General features: G+C 54.4%; 21 protein-coding genes. 7 read left to right on the forward strand and 14 right to left on the reverse strand.

The genetic code is table 11. The annotated features are described in order from the left end of the window. Positions 1-177: 177 nt before the first annotated feature. Complete coding sequence (locus tag FG166_RS08715; RefSeq protein ID WP_003681331.1) at positions 178-2163, reverse strand: ABC transporter ATP-binding protein/permease; 1986 nt, start codon at positions 2161-2163, stop codon at positions 178-180. Positions 2164-2348: 185 nt separating this feature from the next. On the opposite strand from FG166_RS08715, the gene FG166_RS08720 reads away from it, so the two are divergent. Next, on the forward strand, positions 2349-2918 hold the full coding sequence (locus FG166_RS08720) for a TetR/AcrR family transcriptional regulator (RefSeq protein ID WP_021349582.1): 570 nt from the start codon (positions 2349-2351) through the stop codon (positions 2916-2918). Between the two features lie 367 nt (positions 2919-3285). On the opposite strand, the gene FG166_RS08725 is transcribed toward FG166_RS08720, so the two are convergent. The 9 genes from FG166_RS08725 to FG166_RS08765 all read right to left on the reverse strand — a co-directional run bounded on the left by FG166_RS08725 (position 3286) and on the right by FG166_RS08765 (position 9452). Next, a complete protein-coding gene (locus FG166_RS08725; protein ID WP_240839937.1) occupies positions 3286-5031 on the reverse strand; it encodes a 1-deoxy-D-xylulose-5-phosphate synthase in 1746 nt (581 codons plus the stop codon). Positions 5032-5118: 87 nt separating this feature from the next. Next, positions 5119-5439: a heavy metal-binding domain-containing protein gene (locus FG166_RS08730; RefSeq protein WP_003681322.1), complete on the reverse strand. Its 321-nt coding sequence runs from the start codon at positions 5437-5439 to the stop codon at positions 5119-5121. Between the two features lie 85 nt (positions 5440-5524). Continuing rightward, entirely contained in the window at positions 5525-6193 is a 669-nt protein-coding gene (locus FG166_RS08735; RefSeq protein ID WP_003681320.1) for an arginase family protein, read from the reverse strand. Positions 6194-6374: 181 nt separating this feature from the next. Further along, positions 6375-7325 carry an NAD(P)H-dependent flavin oxidoreductase gene (locus tag FG166_RS08740; RefSeq protein WP_003681318.1) on the reverse strand — a complete coding sequence of 317 codons (951 nt, stop codon included), beginning with the start codon at positions 7323-7325 and terminating at the stop codon, positions 6375-6377. Between the two features lie 68 nt (positions 7326-7393). After that, complete coding sequence (locus FG166_RS08745) at positions 7394-7714, reverse strand: ArsR/SmtB family transcription factor (protein ID WP_003681317.1); 321 nt, start codon at positions 7712-7714, stop codon at positions 7394-7396. A gap of 47 nt (positions 7715-7761) precedes the next feature. Further along, on the reverse strand, positions 7762-8334 hold the full coding sequence (locus tag FG166_RS08750) for a DUF4767 domain-containing protein (RefSeq protein ID WP_003681316.1): 573 nt from the start codon (positions 8332-8334) through the stop codon (positions 7762-7764). A gap of 36 nt (positions 8335-8370) precedes the next feature. Continuing rightward, positions 8371-8520 (reverse strand): hypothetical protein, encoded by a 150-nt coding sequence (locus FG166_RS08755; protein ID WP_003681315.1) that lies wholly within the window; start codon positions 8518-8520, stop codon positions 8371-8373. Between the two features lie 24 nt (positions 8521-8544). Further along, a complete protein-coding gene (locus FG166_RS08760; RefSeq protein ID WP_003681313.1) occupies positions 8545-9249 on the reverse strand; it encodes a DUF4767 domain-containing protein in 705 nt (234 codons plus the stop codon). Continuing rightward, on the reverse strand, positions 9246-9452 hold the full coding sequence (locus tag FG166_RS08765) for a hypothetical protein (RefSeq protein ID WP_003681312.1): 207 nt from the start codon (positions 9450-9452) through the stop codon (positions 9246-9248). Before FG166_RS08765 ends, FG166_RS08760 begins: the two co-directional genes overlap by 4 nt. A gap of 327 nt (positions 9453-9779) precedes the next feature. Here FG166_RS08765 and FG166_RS08770 point away from each other — a divergent pair, with 327 nt between their 5' ends. After that, positions 9780-12545 (forward strand): cation-translocating P-type ATPase, encoded by a 2766-nt coding sequence (locus tag FG166_RS08770; protein ID WP_003681311.1) that lies wholly within the window; start codon positions 9780-9782, stop codon positions 12543-12545. Positions 12546-12599: 54 nt separating this feature from the next. Here the strand turns inward: FG166_RS08770 and FG166_RS08775 are convergent, their stop codons facing one another. Beyond that, entirely contained in the window at positions 12600-14942 is a 2343-nt protein-coding gene (locus tag FG166_RS08775) for a nitric-oxide reductase large subunit (RefSeq protein ID WP_003681310.1), read from the reverse strand. A gap of 659 nt (positions 14943-15601) precedes the next feature. Further along, a complete protein-coding gene (guaA, locus tag FG166_RS08780) occupies positions 15602-17155 on the reverse strand; it encodes a glutamine-hydrolyzing GMP synthase (RefSeq protein WP_015639502.1) in 1554 nt (517 codons plus the stop codon). Between the two features lie 313 nt (positions 17156-17468). On the opposite strand from guaA, the gene FG166_RS08785 reads away from it, so the two are divergent. Genes FG166_RS08785 through FG166_RS08795 form a run of 3 tightly spaced genes read left to right on the forward strand, consistent with a single transcriptional unit; the run spans position 17469 to position 19566 of the window. After that, entirely contained in the window at positions 17469-18080 is a 612-nt protein-coding gene (locus tag FG166_RS08785) for a GTP pyrophosphokinase (RefSeq protein WP_003681308.1), read from the forward strand. A 13-nt stretch (positions 18081-18093) separates the two neighbouring features. Continuing rightward, the gene (locus FG166_RS08790) at positions 18094-18765 is read left to right on the forward strand and encodes a response regulator transcription factor (RefSeq protein ID WP_003681307.1); all 672 of its coding nucleotides are present in this window, start codon (positions 18094-18096) and stop codon (positions 18763-18765) included. A 12-nt stretch (positions 18766-18777) separates the two neighbouring features. Beyond that, positions 18778-19566 carry a sensor histidine kinase gene (locus tag FG166_RS08795; protein WP_003681306.1) on the forward strand — a complete coding sequence of 263 codons (789 nt, stop codon included), beginning with the start codon at positions 18778-18780 and terminating at the stop codon, positions 19564-19566. A gap of 193 nt (positions 19567-19759) precedes the next feature. Here FG166_RS08795 and coaA read toward each other — a convergent pair whose 3' ends face one another. Continuing rightward, on the reverse strand, positions 19760-20683 hold the full coding sequence (gene coaA, locus FG166_RS08800) for a type I pantothenate kinase (RefSeq protein ID WP_015639506.1): 924 nt from the start codon (positions 20681-20683) through the stop codon (positions 19760-19762). A gap of 110 nt (positions 20684-20793) precedes the next feature. On the opposite strand from coaA, the gene FG166_RS08805 reads away from it, so the two are divergent. Next, the gene (locus FG166_RS08805; RefSeq protein WP_003681304.1) at positions 20794-21345 is read left to right on the forward strand and encodes a GNAT family N-acetyltransferase; all 552 of its coding nucleotides are present in this window, start codon (positions 20794-20796) and stop codon (positions 21343-21345) included. A gap of 96 nt (positions 21346-21441) precedes the next feature. Here the strand turns inward: FG166_RS08805 and FG166_RS08810 are convergent, their stop codons facing one another. Beyond that, positions 21442-23535 carry an LTA synthase family protein gene (locus FG166_RS08810; RefSeq protein ID WP_035430696.1) on the reverse strand — a complete coding sequence of 698 codons (2094 nt, stop codon included), beginning with the start codon at positions 23533-23535 and terminating at the stop codon, positions 21442-21444. Positions 23536-23768: 233 nt separating this feature from the next. Between FG166_RS08810 and FG166_RS08815 the strand changes: the two genes are divergently transcribed. After that, positions 23769-24674, forward strand: coding sequence for a DMT family transporter (locus tag FG166_RS08815; RefSeq protein WP_003685329.1), 906 nt, complete (start codon positions 23769-23771; stop codon positions 24672-24674). Positions 24675-24683: the final 9 nt, after the last annotated feature.

The raw sequence follows: 24683 nt of genomic DNA on the forward strand, positions 1-24683 counted from the left end.
GTAAGAACCATTTTAAACTAGATTAAGGGAGAAACTATGACGACGACGGGTAGAATTATGCCCACTTATTTTCTAGTTTGTTACGCATTCCACACTCTTTTATCTGATAGAACCAAAAAAGCCCCGTAAACCGGCTCAAGAGCCAATTTAAGGGACTTAGATTAGGTTAAGGATTTATTAATCGACCGCCAGAGCGTCAATTGGGTTGAGGGCGGCGGCGTGCCGGGCCGGCAGCCAAGCCGCTAACAAGGAGATGATCAGGGCGATTACGAAGACCGTAACCACGTTGCCAAAGGTGATTTGGATAAAGGCGTAGGTGGCGATCTTAGACAGGGCGGCGTTGAACCCGGCTTGGGCCACGAAGGCAATCACGGTGGCGACGATCGCCGAGAAGATCCCGATGATCAAGGATTCGGCGATAAACATCCGGCGAATGTCCTTCTTGCTTTCCCCCAGCGCCCGCAGGATCCCAATTTCCTTGGTCCGGTCGGCCACTGACATGTACATAGTTACGATGATCATCAAAGCGGAAACCAACAGTGAGATCCCGGCTACCCCGGACAAGATGTTGGTGATCAAGCTGATGTAGGTTTCAATCCGCGAGATCATTGAGGAAACGGCGTTAGCGGTGAAGACGCGCTTGTGGTTGGTCTTGATCTTATTGATCTGCTTGGCAACTGACTTGGAGTTTTCCATCGTGTTCGCCGTCACGGCCAAGGAGCTAGCGTTTGGCTTAACGCTTTGGTCCTTCATCGCCTTAGTCAGGGTCTTGGTGTTGACGTAAGTTGCCCCCACCGAGCTGCTGGAGATTCCGGCGACCTTGGCGGTAAACTTAACGGTTACCGGTTGCCCCTGGCTGTTTTGGGCGGTGTAAGAAAGGGTGACCGTCTTGCCGATCAGGCTCTTGCCACTGCCCTTTTGCAGCTTTTTGGCGACCGTGTTTTGGTCCAGAACCACTTCGCCGGCGCCCGGCTTGTGGCCGTACTTAATGGAAGAATTGGTGCTGGAGTTGTTCCAGTTAGTTAAAGTTTGGGCGACGGTGCTCTTCTTGCCCGCGGCGATCGTGACGTTGGCGGCCGTGTAGATCTTTTGAACGGCGGTCACGTCACTTAAGTCCTTGATCTTTTGGACGTCGGACTGTTTAAAGGTGGCAGCGCCCTTACTGAGTTCGGCCATCATCGACTGCTGGCTGGCGCCAGAATCGCTACCCCCGGATGCATCGCTTCCCTTCACGTACTGGGTGACGATTACCGAACGGGGGTTAACCATGTCGTTAACCTGCTTGTTAACGTAGCCCTGGACCCCGTTACCTAACCCGGAGAAGAGGATCACGGCAAAGAGGCCGATTGCCGTGCCGGCCACGATCAAGAGGTTACGGGCGAAGTGGAACTTGAAGTGCTTGTAGGCCGTCGAAAGCGAGGTCTCAAAGGACAGGGGCTTTGAGGTCAGGCGCCCCTTGTTTTTGTCGACCGGGTAGGCCGGGCGCAGGCGCTCGTCACCGTCGATTTGCCCCTCGGCCAGGTGGACGATCCTGGTCCCGGAATCGGCCACGTGCTGGGAGTGGGTAACGGCGATCACCAGGCGTCCTTCGGCGGCGATCTCATCTAAGATCTTCAAGACGTCTTCGGTGTTTTCGGCGTCCAGGGCCCCGGTCGGTTCGTCGGCGATGATGATCTTCGGGTCACTGGCCAAGGCCCGGGCGATGGCCACCCGCTGCTTTTGCCCCCCGGACAATTGGCTCGGGTACTTCTTAGCGTGTTCACTTAAGCCAACCCGCTTCAAGAGGTCCATCGTCCGGTCGGTGGCTTCCTTGGCGCTCAGGGTGGTCATGTCTAAGGACAAGCGGACGTTTTCGGTCACCGTTAAGTGGTTGATCAAGTTGTAAGACTGGTAAATGTAACCAATCTCGTCGCGCCGGTAACGATCCATGCGTTGTTCTTGGCTGTGATCAAGCTTGTTACCATTGATGATCACTTCACCGTCAAACTTGCGGTCCAGCCCCCCGATGATGTTCATCAAGGTCGACTTCCCACCCCCGGATTCCCCGAGGATCGAGACGAATTCCCCTAACTCAAACTGCAGGTTAATCCCCTTTAGGACCGGGAACTCTTCCTTGCCGAGGAAGTAAGACTTACGAATGTCTTTTAATTCTAAGTAGGCCATTGAAACACTCCATTCTCTCAAAGTAAAACTTAAACATTTGGCGTTAAGATTTAAGCATGTGTCATATTGTACCCGTTTTGCGGGGTATGTCAATAAAGTTTAACATCTTAGTTAAATATTTAACTTTTAAATTTAAGCTTTTAGGGTATAATGGGATTCTAGATTCAACAAGTGGGGGTGAACTCGTGAAGCGCGAAGAACTCAAGGAACAAAACAGAACCCAGATCATCGAAGCGGCCAAGCGGCTCTTTTTGGCCCAGGGGATCCAAAAAACCAGCGTCCGCCAGATCAGCCAGGAGTCGGGAATCTCTTACGTCACCATGTATAAGTACTTTGCCGACAAGGAGGCCCTGGTCCAAGAAGTTTTAACCGGCCTGATCGACACGTCCTTTGCAGACGCCCAGGCGACGATCAAAAACTCCAGTCAGCCCTTTTTGCAACGTCTGCAGGCGATTCCCAACACCTCCTCGCTCGGCGCCATCACCAGTCAGGCTTCCTACGAAGAGCTTTCTAAGACCATCGAGACTACCCCGAAATTGCGGGCCCACGTCCGGGCCAAGCTGGATGGGCTGTTTACCACCTTCATTCAGATTGGGCGCCGTGATGGTTTCATCACCACCCCGGCCAGCGATGAAGCGATCATCACCATCCTAACCTCGCTAGTTTATTATGGCGATGCCAACGGCCACGAACCCGACCCTAAGCAAGCCGAAGGGATCGTTAACGTCCTTTTGTATGGGCTGACGGGGAAGTAAGCAGTGAGTGCGACCCAACCAACTGGCAGGCCGTGGGCTAAGGCCTAGACATAGGTTAGCGCGTCAGCGGTGTTCTATGGCTGGACTTAGCCACTAGGTCTGCGGTTGGGGAGCACGTTATCAGTGAGTGCGGACCAGCCGTAAAGCAGGCCGTGGGCTAAGGATAGGCCACAGGTTAGCGCGGCACGCGGTGTTCTGTGGCCAGGCTTAGCCACTAGGCCTGCGGCTGGGGAGCACGTTATCAGTGAGTGGGAAATGACCTTCTCGACAGACCGTATGGCTAAGCTAGGACGAAGGTTAGTGCGCGATCTGTGTAACAGCAAAAAAAGAGTCTCGGAGAAGTAGCTTCTCTGAGGCTCTTTTTAGTTTAGTTAAGTGCTTTTAATGCTTGTTGGGCAATGTTGTCAGCCGTCAAGCCGTTTTGGGCCAACAGTTCGTTGACGTCGTAGCGGTCCGGGTAAGCCTTTTGCAGGCCGTAGTTTTGCACCCGCACGGCGCTGTCACCGAGGTAGGAGGCGATCGTTTGACCGTAACCGCCCTCTAGGATCCCGTCTTCTAGGGTCACCACCACTTGGTGATCGGCCTGGAGTTGGTCGAGCAATTCGGTGTCCAACCCGGTCAGGTAACGGGGGTTGATGACCGTGGCGTCGACGCCCTCTTCGGCTAACTTAGCGGCGGCTTGCTTAGCTAAGCCGAGCAGGTTGCCGACCCCGAAGATGGCGACTTTGGAACCTTGGTGAACCACCTGGTTCTTGTTCAAGTCGCCGTAATCGGTGGTGTCAGCTTGGCCGGTTGTTTCCAACGCCACGGCCGGAACCCGAATGGCAACCGGGTGGTCTGGTTGATCAATCGCCCAGTTAGTCATTGCGACCAGCTCTTCCTTGTTGGTTGGGACCAAGTAAACGAAGTTCGGGATGTGGCTCAAGAACGGGATGTCGTAGAGGCCGAGGTGGCTTTCGTCGTTCATCCCGTAGGCGCCGGCCAGGTACACCAGGAGGGTCGCCGGGTCGTTGTTTAGGGCCACGTCATTCGACAGTTCGTCGTACGCCCGTTGTAAGAAGGTGGCGTAAACCGGGTAAACTGGCTTGGCGCCGTACTTGGCCAGGGCGGCCGACATCGTGGTGGCCTGTTCTTCGGCAATCACCACGTCCATGAACTGAGCGCCAGCCGCTTGGCGTTGTTCCTGGTTAAAGATGATCATTGGCGTCCCCGAGGACAGCGCGATCACGGACCGGTCTTGCTTCAGCTTGTTGAAGACTAGGTCGGACAAGACGGCGTCGTAAGTTTCCCCCGCCGGTTGGCCAGCCCCCTTGTAGTCACCGGTCTTGAGGCCGATTGGGCCGCCGGCGTGGAACTTTTCGTGGTTGGCTTCGGCCGGAGCAAAGCCGTGCCCCTTTTCGGTTTGAACGTGCAAGAGAACCGGGTGATCGGTATCCTTGACGCTCTTAAAGAGGGCGATCAGCTGGTCGAGGTCGTTCCCGTCGGCTAAGTAGTGGTACTCATACCCCAGGGCGGTGAAGAAGTTGTCTTCGGCCTGGCCGTTGCTTTCCCGCAGCTTGCGCAGGGCGGTGTAGATCCCGCCGGTCGGGTTCTTGGCGATCGATTGGTCGTTGTCGTTGACGATCACGATCGCATTGGAGTTTTCAGTCACCACGTTGTTCAAGCCTTCGTAGGCCAGGCCCCCGGAAAGGGAACCGTCCCCGATCACGGCGACGATGTTTTCGTGGTTACCCAAGACGTCGCGGGCCTTGATAAAGCCGCTGGCCAGGGCCAGGGACGTCGAGGTGTGACCGATCGAGAAGAAGTCGTCGTCACTTTCCTTGGGGTTGGTGTAACCAGACACGTCATAGTAGTGGACCGGGTCCAAGAAAGCCTGGGCCCGTCCGGTCAACATCTTGTGGACGTAGGACTGGTGGGAAACGTCATAGATAATCTTGTCAGTTGGTGAATCAAAGACGGCGTGCAGGGCGACCGTCATTTCTACGACCCCGAGGTTCGGGCCGTTGTGGCCACCGTGAACGCTCAACTTTTGCAAGAGCGCCGCCCGGGCCTCATCAACCAGGGTGTGCAGTTGGTCATTAGTGAGTTGCTTAACGTCTTTTGACGAATGAATTTATTCGAGTAACAAAAAAACCACTCCTTTGGTTTGGAATGGTCATAGCATACTACTTAAAGCTGACTTTAGGTCAAGGGGCGCACCCTAATTTTTTTCGATGAATTTAACGGCGGTCCCGTAGGCCACCACCGACTGCATGTCCGAAGCGATCGAACCGGAGTCAAACCGCATCATCACCACGGCGTCGGCGCCCATCGCCGCCGCCTCTTCTTTCAAACGGTCAATCGCCTCCTGGCGCGAGGTGGTCAGCATCTTGGTGTAACCCTTGATCTCGCCGCCGACCAGGTTCTTAAGTCCGGCGCCGAAATTACTAATGATGTCCCGGCTTTGGGTGGTCACCCCAAAGCACTCGCCCAACACTTCGTATTCTTGGTCCGGAATCCGTTCGGTCGTTGTCACTAGCATGGTGGTCCCTCCTTTGGTGGGTTGGCTACGGTTATTACCTTAATTATCGCATAATTACCAACTTAATGGTAGGGGCGCTGCTGCTTTACTCCAACAAGGACAACCCACTTAAAGACTGGCGTAAATTGAGCGCATCCCAGGCCATGTACTCGGCCACCGTTAAGCCGACCAGTTCGGCGCTTTGATCGAGCTGGGTCAACAGGTTCGCCACTTCTGGCAAGGTTAATTGGCCCACGGCGGCCGGGAAGTCCGCCGGGTCGGTCCCTGGTTCGGCCGGGTAAATTGAGCGAAAAGCCGTGGGCGACAAGGCGTCGAGGTCAAAGTGAACGGCCACCTGCTTGAAGCCGTGGCCGCGGACCCAATCACTAAGGGCGTTCGGAGGTTCGCGCAGCTGCTTTGGCGTCAGCCGTTGGACCTGGTAATCGAAAACGTTGTGGTCCATCGGACGCAGGTCCTCTTCAATCAACCCCGCCAAGATGACCTGGTCGCTTGCAAGGGGGTGGTGGGCGTTAAAGCCCGGTGCCCCCTTGCCCAGCAGGGAGCTGACCACCATTTCGTGGAGGTGGTGGGACTCCTCGGTCGTGGAGATGTCGGGGTGGGTATCCAGCCAAACGACCCCCAGGTCCCGACCGTAACGCCCACTCAAATAATCAAAGGGGGCCAGGCTGACGGCGCAGTCGCCCCCCACCATCAAAACCTTGTCCGGTTGCTTGGTGGCTAAGACTCCCTGGACCGCCGTTAGTTGACCTTGCAAGGCCTGGTAGGCATCGATGCCGTGTTGGCCTCCAACACCTCGGGGGCATTAACGTCGGCAACCGGGATCGTCACCGTTGGTAATTATTCAGCCGGCACGATCAAATCCATTAAGCAGGCCCCTAAGACGTAGTTGGGGTTCACCCCACCTTCCCACTGGGGCAAGATAATCTTTAAGCGCTTCATTTGATCCCCTCCATTAATTCTTCAACCAGCTCGGCAACCGTTCCACCGTGCTTGATCAAGTCCAGCCCGGTGTTGGTGGAAATAATGTTGTCGTCCACTTTCCCCAGGCGCAGGCCCGGCAACATCCCGCCGCGTTGGGCGATTATTTGGTCAATTGCCCGTCCGTCATTGGTTTCCTTAAACCGGGCCGCTAGTTGCTTAGCCCCCGGGGTCATTAACGAGCGCTGGTCGTGTGAGACCAAATCGACTTGATCGTAAGACCCCGCCAACAGGGTCTCCTTGGCAGCCGGGGCAACCGGGGCCTCATCAGTGACTAAGAAGCGGGTCCCCACGTAAACCCCTTGGGCGCCGAGGACCAGGGCCGCCTTAACCCCACGGGCGTCGTTGATCCCCCCGGCGGCTAGGACCGGGATCGAAACGGCATCGGCCATCGTCGGCACTACCGTGAAGGTCCCCTGGAAGTGCTGGGGCAAGATCCCCCCTTCGTCGTAGCCGGTCGCCACTAAGATGTCGGCGCCGTAGGCCTCGGCGGCTTTAGCATTAGCCACGGTTGGCGTTAGTGGCCGGGCCAAGATTACCCCACCGTGGTCCTTGATCCGCCGGTAAACCGCCTGGTCGGGTTCACCAACCACGGCAAAGTAGCGGAGCCCGTTGGCAAAGGCCACCTCAAGCGTGCTGTTCATGTGGGGCGCCGGGTCCGGTTCCAACACCACGTTGATACCGATTGGCTGGTCCGTCAGGGTGCGCACTTGGTCCAACTGGGCTTGCAACTGGCGCTCGTGGGCCGCTGAGCCGTGCACCATTTCGCTCAGGCCGGCGTTGGGGCCCAACACCCCGAGGGCACCGGCGTTGGCGACGGCGGCTACAAACCGGGCGTCGGTCGCCCAGTTCATCGGGGCCTGGACGAGCGGGTACTTGGTGTGCAAAAGTTCGGTAACGGATGACATTGGTTTCCTCCTTAAATTTACATATCGCTAATTAACGATCTAACGGGGTGAAAATTAAGGAACCACCCTTACAGTGATTCCTCAATTAGCCGCCCCAGTGCTTGCACCTGGGCTTCATTACGCCGGTAGTAGGTCCACTTGCCGTGCCGGCTGGAGGTGAGTAACCCCACCTCTTCTAGCATGGCTAAGTACGACGAAATCGTTGATTGGGCCAGGCCAGCCTTACGGACGATGTCGCCCACGCAGATGCCGCCGAAGTGGTCGAGTTCGTATTGAACCGTCTCACAGGTTACGACGTCGATATGGGTGAGCGGGTCTTTTAACCAGCGCAAGATATCGAGGCGGGTTTGGTTGGCCAGGGCCTTAAATAGCTTTTCATTTATTTCCATGGTCTGATTATAGATCGGCTTTTATCGATCTGTCAATTCCCCACCGCTCACTTTCCGTTAACGATCTCCACGAACCGGCTCTTGAGCGTCGTGTCCTTAGCGACCGTCCAGTTATCCGGCCCCTCCATGGTCTGGTTGATCAAGACCACCGGCTTGCCCTCGTGAAAGGCAAAGGCGTAAGTGGTCCGCCCCAGGTCCTTGGGCTGGTTGTAATTGTAGACGGCGACCACGTTGTAATCGTAATTACCGCTCCCGGTGTCCGTCCACCCCATCGAGACGCTACGCATCCCCACGAAGGCGGCGCTAAAGCCGGTCGGGTAACTGGTTCCCGAGGCGGTTACCAGGTCGCTGTTACCGTTGTACTTGGCGTAGGTTTGCTTGTCCGCTGCCCCCCACTTAGCCATGAAGGCTGCCAGTTGGTTATCCTTGCCTTGGTTCCAGCGGGCCGTCGTTGACGAATTGGTGGTTGAACTTTGCGTCACCGTTTTAATTTGGTTGTTGCTACTCCCCGACTCCATTTCTGGGTGGTGCTTCGGCCCGCTTGGTAAGAATGCCCATAATGCCAAGAGGGCCACCACGGCCAGGGTAAAGCCCCCTAGGCCAAGCCATCTCTTCTTCATTCCGATCGCCTCTCTCGCTCTCTTCTTAATTCGTGGTTATTGGTAATCTAGGTTATCAAACTTGGTGTCGACGTTATCCTTGGCCAGCTGTTCGGTCGGGTAACCGACTTCTTGTACCTGAACGTGGCCCCCTTCGACTAGCAACAGCACCCGGGTGTCTTGGCCGTTCACCTTTTCGGTCGTCACGCCGTAGTAGTTGTGGGGTGCGGTTTATTGCAACCAAGAACGAACACTAAAGTACTGGATACCGTTATGGGTAAAGGCGTTCCCCTCCGACCAATCCATCGACTTAAACTGCAGGTCCTGGCTCGGGTTTTGCGGGATTTGGTAGTCGGACTGACGATTGTAAAGGACCGTGGTGCTGGAGGAACCGTCCTCAATCGTCGTGGTTAGCTCGTGGTCGGTAATTGTGACCTTGGTGACGGACTGGTTGTCGTTGACGAAGTACCAAGTCCCCCGGGTGGCGCTTGGCGTCGCAAAGTAACCGTTACGCCCATCGGAAGTCAGGTCGCTGGTCGCGCTACTGGAGGCACTGCTACTGGAGTTGGCGCTAGTTGACGTACTACCATAGGTGGCACTCGTCCCGTTGGCAATCCGGTCGAAGGCGTCGCGGACGCTGGCGTTTTGGGTCGGATAAAAGTCCGGACCGCCGTTAGTTGCTTGGTCAACCAGGGCGACCGGCTGGCCGTCGTGGAAGGCAAAGGCGTAGGTGATGTACTTGGCGCCGGCGAAGTCGTCATCGTTGTAGATGGCGACCACGTTGTAATCGCACTTGCCCTTACCGCTTGGCGCCCAGCCAATCGAAGCGCTGGTGCTGCCGTTAACCTTGGCCTGGGCAAAGTTCTTCGGGTACTTGACGTCCAACTTAGTCTTTAAAGCGGTTTTGCCGTTGTACTTGGTGTAGGCCTGGCTCATTGTCGGCGCCCACTGGTTAATGAAGCTTTCCAGCTGGTCGTCTTTTGACTGTTCCAGGGCGTAGTTTGCTTGTGGCTACTCGAAACCTTTTGACTGGTGCTCGAAGACGACTGGCTGGCCTGCTTGGCCGTAGAGTTGCCGCCGCACCCGGCCAAGAGAATGGTCAGGTCTAACAGCCCGGCACCGATCCGTACTTTCTTCATTTGTTTACTCCCCTAACTGATGATCTTTACAGGAGATAATTATGAATCATTTATGAAGAATTCTCAAACTAAATTTTCGTTTTTATCAACCCTTTTAATGGCACAAACCGCTAATGCAAACGGTTGACATAGAATTTCGCCCTCCCAGCACCCATCAGATTAGCTTTAGTTTTTCTTTACCTTTGACTAATATTATGCACGAACAAGACTCCCGGTTGATCAGAACCACTAATCAGAACGGCGCCGCTTCGTTAATTAAAATTATTATTAAAACCGCTTTAAAATTTGCTAATTGCGCCTACAATTAAGTCAAAGGGGGGATTAAAGATGCCAACTAAATCGTTATCGTTAGAAGAAATTGCCCAAGAAGACGATCAAACCCGCCTCCTGACCGAACTACAAACCAGTCGCACCGGCCTGACCAAGGACGAAGTTACCCGCCGCCAGGCCCAAGACGGCCCCAACGTCCTCAAACAAATTAAGGGCGCCTCCTGGTTAACCAAATTCACCCAAAACTTCACCTCGATGATGGCGATCCTGCTCTGGGTCGCCGGGGCGATTGCCTTTGTCGCCCAACTCAAGGAACTGGGGATTGCCATCTGGCTCGTCAACATCATCAACGGGCTCTTTTCCTTTTGGCAAGAATACCAGGCCGGCAAGGAAACCGACGCCCTGTCCAAGATGCTTCCTTCCTATTCAAGGGTCGTGCGCGACGGCCACGACCAAAAGGTACTCACCAGCAACCTGGTCGTTGGCGACATCGTCAAGCTCGAGGAGGGCGATAACGTGGCCGCCGACATCCGGATCCTTGCGGCCACCCAGGTCCAAGTCGACCAGTCGGCCTTGACTGGCGAAGTCAACCCGGTCAACAAGGGGGCCCAGGCCATTGACCCAACCGGCAAGAACCACTTTGAGTTCGGCGACATCGTCTTCTCCGGCACCTCGCTGGTCAAAGGTAACCTGGTGGGGGTGGTGGTCAAAATCGGGATGGCCACCGACTTCGGTAAGATCGCCGAACTGACCCAGCAGGTCAAGGAAGACATCAGTCCCCTGCAAAAAGAGCTCAACACCCTGACCAAGCAACTCTCCGTGCTGGCGGTTTCGATCGGCCTGATCTTCTTTTTGGTGGCGACCCTCTTCGTCCACTACCCGCTGGTCAAATCCTTTATCTTCGCCCTCGGGATGATCGTCGCCTTTATCCCCGAGGGACTGTCGCCCACCGTGACCCTCTCCTTAGCCGGGGCGGTCAAGCGGATGGCGCGGCAAAACGCCCTGGTCAAAAAGCTGGCCAGCGTTGAAACTTTGGGAGCCGCTTCGGTGATCTGTTCGGATAAAACCGGGACCTTAACCCAAAACCAAATGACGGTGTCGAGCCTGTGGACGGTCGCCAAGCACTACCAGGTGACCGGCGAGGGCTACGAGGCCAAGGGCAAGGTCGTCGATGGGCCCCGCCAGGTCAACGAAGAGACCGACGCCGATTTGTACGAGCTCCTGCGCGGCGGTTTGTTGGCCGATAACGCCCGGCTCGTTCCGCCCGATGACCACCACCCCCGCTACACCGTCTTGGGCGACCCGACCGAGGCCTGCCTGGAAGTGGTCGCCAAAAAGGCCGGCCTAAACGCCCACGACGAACGCCAAGTCAGCCCCCGGCAACGGGAGCTCCCCTTTGATTCCGAACGCAAGATGATGACCGTGATCGTCAAAGCAGACCCCACCCACCCCTTTAACACCTACACCAAGGGGGCGCCCAACCAGGTCCTCAAGCACTGCACCAGCTACCTTAACCACGGCCAGGTCCTGGCGCTCACCGACGAAGTTAGACAACAAATCGACGCCGCTAACGATGGTTACGCCCGCCGGGGGCTGCGGGTCCTAGCGGTGGCGGCCCGCACCTATCAGGGGGACCCGAGTGACGCCACGATCGCTAACGTTGAAACGGGGCTGACCTTCATCGGCCTCTCCGTCATGTTGGACCCGCCCAGAAAGGAAGTCGCCGTGGCCGCCCAACTTTGCCACCGCGCCCACATAAAGATCATCATGATGACCGGTGACTACAGCCTGACCGCCGAGAGCATCGCCCGCCAAATCGGGATCGTCCTCCCCGACCAACCAGTCACGGTCATCACCGGCGACCAGCTCAAAACAATGGCCAAGGCCGACCTCAAACAAGCGCTCGCCGGCCAGATAATCTTCGCCCGGATGGCTCCGGAACAAAAGTACGACGTCGTCACCACCCTGCAGGAGATGGGCGAGGTCGTCGCCGTCACCGGGGATGGGGTCAACGATGCCCCGGCCCTCAAGAAGGCCGACATCGGGGTCGCCATGGGTTTAACCGGGACCGATGTGGCCAAGCAAGCTGCCGACATGATTTTAACCGACGACAACTTCGCTTCGATCGTGGCGGCGATTAAGGAGGGGCGCGGGGTGTACCAAGACATCCGCAAGTTCTTGTTGTACATCCTCAACTCCAACACCCCCGAAGCCGTCCCGTCGCTACTCTTCTTGCTGTCCGGCGGGACGATCCCGCTCGCTTTGACCGTCATGCAGATCCTATCGATTGACCTGGGAACCGACCTGATTCCGGCCCTCGGGCTGGGGAAGGAGGTCGCCGAGGCCAGCGTTATGGACCGGCCGCCCCGCTCCAAACAAGAGCATTTGATCACCAAGAACCTCTTGCTCAAGGCCTTCACCTGGTACGGGCTGTTGAGTTCGCTCCTGTGCGTGGCCGGCTTCTTCTTTGCCAACGCCATTAACGGTCACGCCTTCCCGGCCCTGGCCACCAGCGGCTTTGACTACCGTCAGGCCACCACGATGACCTTAGCGGTGATCATCTTCTGCCAGATCGCGGCCGTCTTAAACATCCGCTACGAAACCCAATCGGTCTTCAACCGCCACTTCTTCGACAACTCAATGATCTTTCTCGGGATCATCTTTGAAGTCGTCCTCTTGTTATGCCTAACCTACGTCCCGGTGTTACAAGACGTCTTTGGCACGGTGCCACTAGGGCCCGCTCAGTGGCTGTTCTTACTGTGCATCCCGCTGCCCCTGATCCTGCTTGACGAAGGGCGCAAATGGTTGATTCGCCACCACTAATTCTATGGAAACAAAAACGGCCCCCACCACCTGGCGGGAGCCGTTATTTAAATCTTATTCATCAATTTCGTTTGCCTGACTCTTCGTTTCGGCAGCGGCGAAGCGTTCGTACTCAGCGGCCGCGGCCTGGTTGTCAGCCTTCTTCAAGTGGAAGAGGGCCTTCCAGCAGACCACGAGCAGGATGATGACCCCGGCCGTGAAGATCAGGTCCCATGGCATCCGTCCCCATAAGATTAAAGAAATCAGCTTTTCGTGGTAAAAGGACATTTGCCGGGCGTGCCAGTAGCCGTACTTCAGGGCGTCGGCTAACTGGAGTTGCCCGACCGGCATTAGGGTGGCAAAGACCATCCCGGCTAAGCCGATGTTCAGCAACCAGGCGGACCAGCGAATCGCCTTTTCCATTTTAGCCGTCCAGAATTCCTTGACTGTCACGTTGCGTAACACGTACAGGATAATGGCGATCGAGAACATCCCGTAAACCCCGGCCATGGAACCGTGCGCGTGGGCGGCCGTCCACTGGGTCCCGTGTTCAAAGTAGTTGATGGCCGGTGCGTTGATCAAAAAGCCTAGCGCCCCGGCCCCCAGGGTGTTCCAGATCCCCGTCCACATCAAGAAGATGAAGGTCGTCTTATACGGGAAGTTGTGGTACGTGTCCTGGTAAACCCGGTAGTGGGTGTAGGCTTCCCACACTAACAGGGACAGTGGCACGATTTCAAGGGCAGAAAAAGATGCCCCGAGGGCCAACCATAGGGAGTGGTCCCCCATCCAGAAGTAGTGGTGACCGGTTCCGACCACCCCGGAACCAAGCAGCAGGATCAATTGGAAGTACAGGGCCCGAATCGTTGACTTAATCGTGGTCAGCTTCATATCAACTAACAGCCAACCCGTTAAAATAACGGCAAAGGCTTCAAAGATCCCTTCTACCCAGAGGTGGACGATCCACCAGCGCCAGTAATCGGCGAAGGTGACGTGTGAATCGGGCATGATAAAAATCGACGCGCAGTAAAAGGCTGGCACGGCGATCGCCCCTAAGAAGAGCATCGTGACCAGGCGGGTGCGGGTTTGGTTATCCTTACGTCGCATCGCCGGGACAAAGCCCCGCATTAACATAACGATCCACAGGACCATGGCGGCGATCAGCAGGTACTGCCAGAACTTCCCGAGTTCCAGGTACTCCCAGCCCCCGTTACCAAAGAGCCACCAGTTCTTGTTTAAGACGCCCAGGTCGGTCAACCATTCCCCGAGCATGCTACCGCCCACCACAAAGATGAGCGCCCAAAAGAGGACGTCGACTAAGATCCCTTGACGAACCGGTTCCCGGCGCAGGACCCGGGGCACGATATAGATTCCGGCCCCTAGCCAGGTGGTGGCCACCCAGAAGATGACCAACTGGAGGTGCCAAGAGTGGGCCAGGTTAAACGGCCAGATGTTTTGAAGCGCAATCCCAAAGAAGGTGTTTTCGACGTAGTAGTGGGCCATCAATTCACCTAACAGGATTTGGACCAAGAAGAGCACCATTACCAGGGCGAAGTACTTAGCCGTCTTCCGCTGACTGGTGGTGATTGGTAAGGTATCCGGTTCAATGATCGGGACATCCTTTTGGTACTGGGCCTTGGATTCGAAGTTGTACTTCTTTTGAACCCAGATGGCGATCGCCACCCCCATTACCAAGAGGGCCACGGAGATCCCCGTCCAAGTCATTGCCTTTGGCGTCATGACGTTACCGGCTTCGAGGTCATACGGCCAATTATTGGTGTATGAGTAGGAACGTCCCGGCCGGTTGGTGGATGACAACCAAGCCCCCCAGAAGAAGAAGGCGGTCAGTTGGTCGACCTTGTTCCCCTTGACCATGTATTCGTTGGTGCGGTTCTTGATCATGTTATCCGGCAAGCCGACTTGCTTAGGATTGTTGATAAAGGCCTTACGGTAGTACTTAAGCAGGTACTGGTACCCGGCCGTCTGGGCCTTGGTTAAGGTTAATTCCTTATCCTTAGCGTTATAGCGGTTAACCCGGATTTCCTCTTTAACCTTCCCCTTAATTCCCTCTTGTTGCAGGGTGGTCAACTTATTAAAGGACTTGCCGTACAGGGTTTTGGCGTAGTAACGGTACATCCCCTGCAAGTAAACGTGTAGCGCCTGGGCCGTGTAATCCGGTCCCAAGTAAGCCCCGTTTCCCAGGTAGGTCCCGTAGTCAGCCAACTGGTACTTTTCGTAGGTCGCCTGACCAGAGATTAGCTGCTGTTTGGAAACCAGCGTGGTTCCCGCTTCGGTCACAATCTTTGCTGGACGGGGTGCCTCATTTTTAAAAATGAGCAAGCCCCCAGCAATTAAGATGGAAAAGACGACCACTAGCGTCACGATTAACGTTCGCGACAGCCGCCGATATTGATCTTGCATCTCGCTTCCTCCCTAAAAATAAATCAATATTAATTCACTTAAGATTAGCTAAAGTGTGACGGTCTGTCAACTAATTTTGGAATATTTTGATATTCCTCAATTTTAGTTTTGTCTTATTACTCCATAACTTGATAATAATCAATAAAGTTACGTCCGACAATTTTCGTTCCTTCTTACTTAACCACGGTAATAAAAAGCGCCCCGCACCTTTATAAGAGTGCGAGACGCTTTTTAATTAGGCTATAACTATGGGGACGAATTTTGGGTCACACACTATTTGTCAACGACTTTACTTTCCACTCCCAGAAAACCACACCCGACAAATCTAAAATTTGACGCAATAGACGCCGATTCGCTAAATACGGCCTGTTTGATCGATTGGGTCGCACTTCCGTTTTGCGCAAATCTAAATATTTGTCCTGTGTCTAGCTCTAAATGGGCATAATTAAAAAAGCGAGTCAGGAATCAAATCCTGGCTCGCTTTTAATTTTGCAATGTTACTCAGATAACGTGCTCCCCAACCACGGGTCTAGTGGTTGTTCCGCACTCCGGCGCAGTACACCAATGGGTTTCAGTCGCTTACCAAGGTAAGCATTCCTGAAACCCTATTGGTGCTTGCGGGGGTGGGACGACGAAATTAGAAATTTCTGTCCCACTCCCTATTCCCACTCAATCGTGGAAGGCGGCTTGGAGGTCACATCGTAGAGGATCCGGTTAACGTGATCCACCTCATTGACAATCCGCACCGAGATCTTTTGCAAGACATCCCACGGAATTTGGGCGAAGTCGGCGGTCATCCCGTCGATTGAAGTAACGGCCCGAATGCCGACCGCTTCGTCGTAGGTCCGGCCGTCACCCATCACCCCAACGGAGCGGATGCCCGGCAGGACGGTGAAGTATTGCCAGATGCTTTCTTGCAGGCCAGCCTTCTTGATTTCTTCGCGTAAGATAGCGTCACTTTCCCGGACGATTTCTAGCTTTTCGGGAGTGACTTCACCAAGCACCCGGATTCCCAGGCCCGGACCCGGGAATGGTTGGCGCCAGACCAGGTCGTGCGGAATCCCCAGCTTTTCACCCAGTTGACGGGTTTCATCCTTGAACAGGGAGCGGAGTGGTTCGATCAGCTTGAAGCCCATCTTTTCCGGCAGCCCCCCAACGTTGTGGTGCGACTTGATCGTCTGGGCAGTGTCGGTCCCGGATTCGATCACGTCGGTGTACAAGGTCCCCTGGGCTAAGAAATCGGCGTCCTTCATCTTCTTGGCTTCCTCGTCAAAGACGGCCACGAATTCCTTACCGATCGTCTTGCGCTTTTGTTCAGGGTCGCTGATCCCCTTAAGCTTGCCCAAGAAGCGGTCGGCGGCGTCAACCTTGATAATGTTAACCCCGAGGTCGGCGCTTAAGGCCTTCATCACGGAGTCGGCTTCGTTCTTACGCAACAGACCGTGGTCAACGAAGATACAAGTCAGTTGGTCGCCGATCGCCTTGTGGATCAAAACGGCGGTTACGGAAGAATCCACCCCACCGGAAAGGCCCAGGATGACCTTCTTGTCACCAACGGTTTGGCGAATCTCGTCGACTTGCATGTCGATGAAGTCGTCCATTGACCAGTTGGCCTTGGCGCCACACACGTCAAAGGCGAACTTCTTTAAGATGTCCAGCCCGTATTCGGTGTTACGCACTTCGGTGTGGAATTGGAGCCCGTACAGCTTTTCGGCGTTGTTAGCCATGGCTGAAATCGGGCAGTTCTTGCTGGTGGCGACCACGTCAAAGCCGGCTGGTACGGCGGTGACCCGGTCCCCATGGCTCATCCAAACGTATTCCTTCTTTGGTAAGCCCGCAAACATTACGGCGTCGTCTTTAGTCACTTCAATGTCGGCACGTCCGTATTCGGAATCATCGGCGGCTTCCACCTTCCCGCCAAGGTCGTGAGCCATCAACTGCATCCCGTAGCAGATCCCCAAAATCGGAATCCCGAGCTTGTAGATTGCCGGGTCCACCGTGAAGGCCCCTTCGTCGTACACACTGTTCGGCCCCCCGGAGAAAATGATCCCCTTAGGGTTGATCTGCTTGATTTCTTCGGCCGTGATCTTGTGGGATAAAAGTTCGGAATAAATCCCAAAATCACGAATCCGGCGGGTGATCAATTGGTTGTATTGACTCCCGAAATCAAGCACTATGATCTTGTCGAAGGCGTCAAGATTAATGTTTGCCAAATTTTCCACTCCTTTATATTATCTTCAAACGTCCTAACCATTGTACGGGTTTCACCCGGGTGGGTCAATGGTGAAGGGACGGTTTCGCGGATTCTTTGGCAAATTAACGAAGTGCTCCCTAGCCATACGGCCTGCCAAGGAGGTTAGGTCGCACTTCTTTCCTTTTATCCTTTCTTAAGGAAGGATAACTTTTTGGATAAAGTTGGGGGGGTTCTCGCCCCTCCCCGGTTAAATCGCTACAATTAGTTGATACCTGAATCCTTTCTAAAAGCTTGCTATAATGAGAGTTAATTTACTAAAGGAATGATCAATAATGGATATTTACGGGACGGCCACCCCTTACCTGCCCCAGCTGCTCGATTTTGTGATGGACCGGGTGCGCGACCTCTCCAACAAGGAGGTCGCCGCCGACCGTCCCAAGCTGTACGAGCACCTGATCGGGCGGGTCAAGGCCCAGGCTAGTATGGAAGAAAAATGCCGCCGCAAGGGCTACCCGGTCACGCCGGAATCGGCCCTGACGAAGTGTAAAGACGCGATTGGGATTCGGGTCGTCTGCAACTTTATCGACGACGTTTACCGTTCAATTGACCGGATCAAGGCCGCCGACTGGTGCACGGTCGTCGAAGAAAAAGACTACATCGAAAACGCCAAGCCCAACGGTTACCGGTCCTACCACTTAATTTTAGACGTGCCCACCGACCTCCCTAACTACACGGGCCACACCCCGAGCCACTACTTCGTCGAAATCCAGTTGCGCACGATTGCAATGGATTCGTGGGCGTCATTAGAACACGAAATGAAATATAAACACCACATCAACGACCCGGAACGGATTGAAAAAGAACTCCGCCGTTGTGCCGACCAGCTGGCCTCTTGTGACGTGCAAATGCAAACGATCCGCCAGCTGATCAACGAAAGTAATTAAGGAGGAACAGCCCTTGAACATCCTGCTTGCGGAAGACGAAAAGCAACTATCGCGCGCCCTAGTGACGGCCATGCAGGCGAACGGCTACCACGTCGACCCGGCTTATAACGGTCAAGAAGCCGTCGACTTAGCCGGGCAACGGGCCTACGACGTGATCATCTTAGACATCATGATGCCCAAGTTAAACGGGATCGAGGCCCTAAAGCAGCTTCGCCAAACCGGTAACAAAACCTACGTGATCATGTTAACGGCGATGGCCGAAATTGACGATAAGGTGACTGGCCTAGACGCCGGGGCCGATGACTATCTGACTAAACCCTTCTCCTTAAAGGAACTCCTAGCCCGCTTACGATCCCTGGAACGGCGCAGCGAGGATTATCAAGAAGACGTCTTAAACTTCGCCGACATCACCTTGGATAACGACGAACAACGCTTGGAAAGCCACAACTCGATTTCCCTATCAGGCAAAGAAACCAAGCTCTTGGCCTACCTGATGAAAAACCCGGGCAAAGCCATTGAAAGTTCAATCCTACTTGACCAGGGGTGGGATAAAGACGACGAGGCCGACGAAACCGACCTTTGGATCTACATCTCCTACCTGCGTCAAAAACTCCAGGCCGTCAACGCCCACGTGACGATCGTCGGTGAAAAGGGCGGTCCCTTTACCCTTAGCCAGCTAGCTTAGGGGGTGGCGACGATGATTCAAAAATTCCGGCGCCGCTTCATCGCCATTTCTACTTGCGCCCTCTTCGTGGTCCTCTTAACCATCCTGGGGGGCATGCTGGGGGTCTCTTATTACAAGGCTTCCCAACAAGTCACCAACGTTTTAAATGTCCTCGCTAGCCACGACGGCCACGAATTAAAGACCCCGCTGGCGATCATCGAAACCAACACCGAGTTATCCGAAATGATCAGCGGTGAAACCGAGTGGACGACCAGCAATAAGCAACAGGTGGCCCGGTTGACCCGGTTAATCAACAACCTGATCTCCTTAGCCCGCTTCGATGAGCAACCGGAAATGACGATCGCCACTATCGACGCCTCGGCCGCCGTTCAACGGGCCGCCGACAGCTTCGAGGCGATGATCACCCACGAAGGGAAGGGCTTTTCCACCAACATCGCCCCAGGCGTTAAGGTCCGCGCCGACGAAAACTACTTCTACGAGCTGTGTAACATCTTGCTCGATAACGCCAATAAGTACTGCGACGACGGGGGGAAGGTTTCGGTCTTACTACGGGAAAACAAAACCACCCGTGCCGTTACCCTAGAGGTCGGCAACACCTATGCGGAGGGCAAAGCGATTGATTACACCAAGTTCTTTAACCGTTTCTACCGCGATGACACCTCCCACAATTCTAAGAAGAGGGGCTACGGGATTGGCCTGTCGATGGCCCAAACCCTGGTTCACGCCTTTAAGGGCAAGATTAGCGCCCGCTACAAGAACCAGACCCTCTACTTCACGATTCGCTTGAAGATGACGAAGTAGAAGTGAGTGCTCACCAACCTCCTCGACGGGCCGTATGTAAGATCGGGGGAAAGTTGATGCGGCACGCATCGTTCTTCACCCGTACTTAGCCACTAGGCCTGTGATTGGTGAGCACGTTATCAGTACTGCAGCATAGAAATAAAAGACCGACCGGCGTTTTTAAACGCTAGGCGGTCTTTATTTTCACGTGGAACTAATCCTCACGTAGGTACACCCGATCAATGTAGTGGTGCTCCGTTTTATGCAAAATCACGTCGGCCCGGGTCCGAGTCGGCAAGATGTAGTCGTTTAAGTTCGGTAAGTCGACGTCTTTCCAAACCTGCTTGGCCATTTTAAAGGCCTCCGCCCGGTCGCCCTGGGCGTACGGGTAATAGTAGTTGGTCGGGTCCTGAAAGGCGGTGTCTAACAACATCCCGAACCGCTCTAGGTACCACTTCTCCACTAGGCTGGCGTCGGCGTCGACGTAGATGGAAAAGTCGAAGAAGTCCGACACAAACAGGCGCTGGGTGGTCGGTAGTTGCAAGACGTTGATCCCCTCGACGATTAAGATATCGGGCTTGTAAATCGTTTGGGGATGGTCCTCCATCACGTCGTAAACCGAGTGTGAATAGGTCGGCGCCGTTACCTGATCCTCGCCGGCGTTGACGTCGTTCATAAAGGTCAGGAGCCGGTCCATGTCATAGGATTCCGGGAACCCCTTGCGCGCCATGATCCCGCGCCGTTTTAACTCGGCGTTGGGGTACAAAAAACCGTCGGTGGTGATCATTTCGATCCGCCGGTCTGGCATTAAGCGCTTGAGCAAGATCTGAAGCAGCCGGGCCGTGGTGCTCTTGCCAACCGCTACCGAACCGGCGATCCCGATGATGTACGGGATCCGGCGCGAGGACTTGCGCAAGAAGGTCATCTTTTGCAACTGCATTTGCTGGTAGTTTTGGTACTGGAGTTGGATCAGCTTAATCAACGGCAAGTAAATGTCTTGGACGTCGCGCAGTGAAATCTGGTCATTTAAGGACTTAATCTCGTCCAGGTTTTCCTGGGTCAAGAAGGTGATTTCGCTGGGAAAGAAGCTATGCCAGGTTTGGCGGTCAAACTGATCGTAATTAATCCATTCGTCCATTATCATTTCTCCGTTCATTTGGATAGCCCTTACATTTTAACACACTCAAGTAATTACGTGCATTCTTGGCCAATTCCCGGTAGGATAGACTGCCAAAAGGGGGAATTGATTTGTCACTAACATCCATCGCCGTTACCAAACGCCTAGCCGACTACCCGGCCATCCGGGCCCTGTACCAACAGGCCTTCCCGCGCGCCGAACAGGTTCCCTGGTTCTGGTTGATGTTTAAGGCTAAGCGCTCCCGGGCCCACTTCACCGCCTATTACGATGGTGAGGACCTGGTTGGCTTCACCTACTTGATCGTCGGCCACAACGTTAACTACTTAATGTACTTAGCCGTCAACGACCGGATCCGCTCTAAGGGCTACGGTACCCAGATTCTGACCCACTTAAAGGCCACCTACCCGGCCCAAACCCTCGTGCTTGAAATTGAGCACCCTGACCCCAAGGCAACTAACGCCAAGCAACGGTTCGCCCGGCTACAGTTTTACCTTAAAAATCACTTTCACCAAACGCCACACCTGGCCGCTGACGGGCCGATGACCTACCAACTGCTGGCCACCGATCCTAAGGTCGACCCCGCCGTGATTTACTGCCACCACTTCCGCTGGTTTGCCTGGCCGCTGGGGTGGTTGTACCCGGCGCCAAAACAGATTAAATAAATTAAGAAGTGGAGAACAAAATCCCGCAGCAGATCAACCAAGCTTGGTTAATTTGCTGCGGGATTTTTCACTTGAGGTTGGGTTGGGTCGCACTTCTTATTTCGTCGGGAACTTCAGGGTCTTGTTGGCGATTTCTGGTGCGTCGGTCGTGTAATCATCGAACAACGACTTCCAAGCGTTTTCCGCCAGCAGACTCGTCTTCTTCTTTTGTTGGACCTTCTTTAAGTTGGCCAAACTCTTTTGGGCGTTGTAAGTGTAACTAGACTTGTTAACCTTGGTGAAGCCCGGTAGCTTGTAGAAGCGTAGGAGGTCACCGTTGATTACCTTGTCGGATAAGGCGAGGTCGGTCGTGACGTACTTTTGGATCTTGTCGATCTGCTTCTTTTGGCTCGCCGTCATCTTAGTGATCGGCTTACCAGTAGCGGTGTAGTAGTAGTCACCACCGTACTTGGTGTAGGTCTTAGATACCCAGTCGCCATCCCTAAACGGCACGATCTGGTTGCGCTTGGTGCTCAACAGGTCCTGGCCGAACTGGATGTACTTGTCCGACGAGATCCCGAGGAGGTCTTCAATCGTTGGCAAGACGTCGATTTCACCCCCGTAGGTGTGGTCGATGCCCCCCTTGAGTCCTTCCATGTTGATCATAAACGGCACCTTTTGGAACATGGCCAAGTCGTAGTTAGTAACTGACTTCTTGCCCAAGATCTTGGCGATCGCCGCCTTGTGGTTGTCGGAAATCCCGTAGTGGTCCCCGTACAAGATCAGGACGGAATTCTTACGCAAGCCGGTCTTGTCTAAGTAATTGAGTAGCTCCCCGATCGATTGGTCGAGGTAGTGGGCGGTTTGAACGTACGGGTCAACCGTGTCGTCACCCGTCGACAGCTTCGGGAAGTCGGTGTCTTCGCTGTGGATGATGTACGGGTAGTGGTTCGTCACCGTAATCAACTTAGCGTAGAACGGTTGCGGCAGCTGTTGTAAGTATTCGGCCGTGTACTTCAAGAACAGCTTATCCTTGGTCCCGTAACCGACGTCGGAATCCTTAACGGTCGGGAAGAAGTCCTTAGAGAAGAAGTATTGGTAGCCAAATGACTTGTAGGCGTTGTCCCGGTTCCAGAAGGATGGCACGTCCCCGTGGAAGGCGGCCGTCGAGTAGCCGAGCTTTTGTTCCAGCAGGGCCGGGGCCGCTTGGAAGGTGTTGGTGGTCCCGTCAATCGTCATGGCCGAACCTTCTGGCAGACCAAAGAGCGAGTTTTCCAACATCATTTCGGCGTCGGACGTTTTCCCCTGACCTACTTCGTGGAAGAAGTTGTCAAAGGCCAACGTGTCGCTAGAGTGGTAGAGCTTGTTTAAGTTGGGCGTTACTTCTTGGCCGTCCACCTTATAATCGATTACCCACTGCTGAAGGCTTTCCAGGTGGATGATGAAGATGTTTTTACCCTTCGCCACCCCTTCGTATTGAATGTTTGGTGACGCGTAGTTGGACTTCAAGAACTTCTCGACCGGGGCGAGGTCCTTGGCACTGGCCTTGGCCTTGATCGCACTGGTTTGGGTGGCCTTGATCCCATCGTAAATCGTGTAGGCTTCCAGCCCCAAGTACTTAACGATGTAGTTAGAGTCAAAAGTTCGGGTCAGAAGCTGGCTCCGGTCGCTTTCGGCCATCCCGAGATTGGCGCCAAACAGGACAAAGCCCAACGCCGTAAAGGTCGCGGCGTAGCGAATTTTAAAGTAGCGCATATCGACGCGAACAAAGTGGAAGAGCAAGATGACGATTAAAATCACCACGTCCAAGTAGACACAAAAGTCGCTTGGTTTCATGATTTCGGCCAGACTCTTCCCCAGGTTATTGGAGGTCGACCCCGACCCCTTGATCACGTTCATCGTGATGAAGTCGGAAAATTCACGGTAATAGAGGATGTTGGCAAACAGCCAGGTGGACAAAAGCAGGTCCACGATTACCATCACCCAATAGGATAACCGCCCGCGAAAGTATAACCCAATCCCCAAGAAGACGATTGCGCTGGGGATCGTGTTAAAGGCGAGCAGGAATTGCTGCACCGCCCCGGTCGCTCCCAGAGTGAACTTTGTTTGGTACGCCCAGTAACTCTTGATCGCAAACAAGAGCACCGTTAAAAGAAAGAACCTGAGCTTGGTATTGAAGACCGCCCGGACCTTTCGCAGCGCTGTTTTCATAATTTGTGTTCCTCCATCAAAAATATCAACATTCTCTATCATACAAGAATTCCGGGCATTGGCAATTACTTGACCATTTTTTTCGTAAATGCTTAAGAATTTCCTATTTCCTGGGAAATATTTGAAAATAGAGCGGTGCCCCGCCGTTGATCCCGGGAAATTAACCATTTACCAAGCCGCTGGCCGGGTGTATGATCATTGGCGGACTTTATAAGAGAAAGAAGAATATATACATGCAAATTTCCCAATCCCGGGCCAACCTGATGCTGGTCCTCGTTGCCATTTTGTGGGGCTCCTCCTACGTCTTTGCTAAGCAAGTTGTCGACGCCGGCATGCAGTCGGGGCTGATCAACGGTTGCCGGGGCACCTTTTGCGTTGCCGCCGGTTACCTACTCTTCCACGCCAAGATCAACCAGATGAGCCGCCGCGACCTCAAGATCGGGCTGACCGCCGGGTTGATTAACTTTTCCGGCTACTACCTGCAAACGGCCGCCCTGCGCTACACCACCCCGGCCAAGAACGCTTTTTTGACGACCATGTACGTGGTGATCGCCCCCTTCATCCTCTGGTTATTTTGGCACCAGGCCCCGCGGCGCAAGGATTACTTCGCCATCATCCTAGCCGTGATCGGCATGGCGTTGCTGTCCGGAATCTCCCCTGCTAACTTCACCCTCCAGTTGGGCGACCTCTTGACCTTAATCTCAGCGATCTTTTGGGCCCTGCAATTAATCTACTTTGCCAAGTTTGCCTCCACGGTCTCCTCGCCCTGGATCGTGATCTTTTTGATCGGACTAGTGCAGGGGAGCCTCGGTTGGGTTTGCGCCCTCTTGTTTGAGCGGCCAAGCTTTGCCCACGTCCACTGGCTCCAGGCCCTGGTTCCGTTAGCCATCCTCGCCATCGTGGTTACCTTCTTAGCCCAGGGGATGCAAATCACCGCCCAGCACTTCACCACCCCCACGGCGGCCGGGATCATCCTAATGCTAGAATCACTCTTTGCCTCTTTGATGTCGGTGGCGCTAGGCTTTGACCGTCTCACCCCACAATTAGTCATCGGCGGGGTAATCCTAATTTTGGCCAACCTGCTCATGCAACTCGACTTGGCGAAGATGCCGTTTGTCAAAAGAATTTCATCGAATTAAAAAGGACCA

The sequence above is a fragment of the Limosilactobacillus fermentum genome (assembly GCF_013394085.1).
In the GTDB taxonomy this organism is placed as follows: Bacteria; Bacillota; Bacilli; order Lactobacillales; family Lactobacillaceae; genus Limosilactobacillus; species Limosilactobacillus fermentum.

Excerpts from the sequence above, each read along its gene's own strand:
- FG166_RS08715 (WP_003681331.1), bottom strand. The coding sequence starts at position 2,163 with ATGGCCTACTTAGAATTAAAAGACATTCGTAAGTCTTACTTCCTCGGC.
- FG166_RS08730 (WP_003681322.1), bottom strand. The coding sequence starts at position 5,439 with ATGCTAGTGACAACGACCGAACGGATTCCGGACCAAGAATACGAAGTG.
- FG166_RS08740 (WP_003681318.1), bottom strand. The coding sequence starts at position 7,325 with ATGTCATCCGTTACCGAACTTTTGCACACCAAGTACCCGCTCGTCCAG.
- FG166_RS08745 (WP_003681317.1), bottom strand. The coding sequence starts at position 7,714 with ATGGAAATAAATGAAAAGCTATTTAAGGCCCTGGCCAACCAAACCCGC.
- FG166_RS08750 (WP_003681316.1), bottom strand. The coding sequence starts at position 8,334 with ATGAAGAAGAGATGGCTTGGCCTAGGGGGCTTTACCCTGGCCGTGGTG.
- FG166_RS08760 (WP_003681313.1), bottom strand. The coding sequence starts at position 9,249 with ATGAGCCAGGCCTACACCAAGTACAACGGCAAAACCGCTTTAAAGACT.
- FG166_RS08765 (WP_003681312.1), bottom strand. The coding sequence starts at position 9,452 with ATGAAGAAAGTACGGATCGGTGCCGGGCTGTTAGACCTGACCATTCTC.
- FG166_RS08770 (WP_003681311.1), top strand. The coding sequence starts at position 9,780 with ATGCCAACTAAATCGTTATCGTTAGAAGAAATTGCCCAAGAAGACGAT.
- FG166_RS08775 (WP_003681310.1), bottom strand. The coding sequence starts at position 14,942 with ATGCAAGATCAATATCGGCGGCTGTCGCGAACGTTAATCGTGACGCTA.
- FG166_RS08785 (WP_003681308.1), top strand. The coding sequence starts at position 17,469 with ATGGATATTTACGGGACGGCCACCCCTTACCTGCCCCAGCTGCTCGAT.
- FG166_RS08795 (WP_003681306.1), top strand. The coding sequence starts at position 18,778 with ATGATTCAAAAATTCCGGCGCCGCTTCATCGCCATTTCTACTTGCGCC.
- coaA (WP_015639506.1), bottom strand. The coding sequence starts at position 20,683 with ATGGACGAATGGATTAATTACGATCAGTTTGACCGCCAAACCTGGCAT.
- FG166_RS08810 (WP_035430696.1), bottom strand. The coding sequence starts at position 23,535 with ATGAAAACAGCGCTGCGAAAGGTCCGGGCGGTCTTCAATACCAAGCTC.
- FG166_RS08815 (WP_003685329.1), top strand. The coding sequence starts at position 23,769 with ATGCAAATTTCCCAATCCCGGGCCAACCTGATGCTGGTCCTCGTTGCC.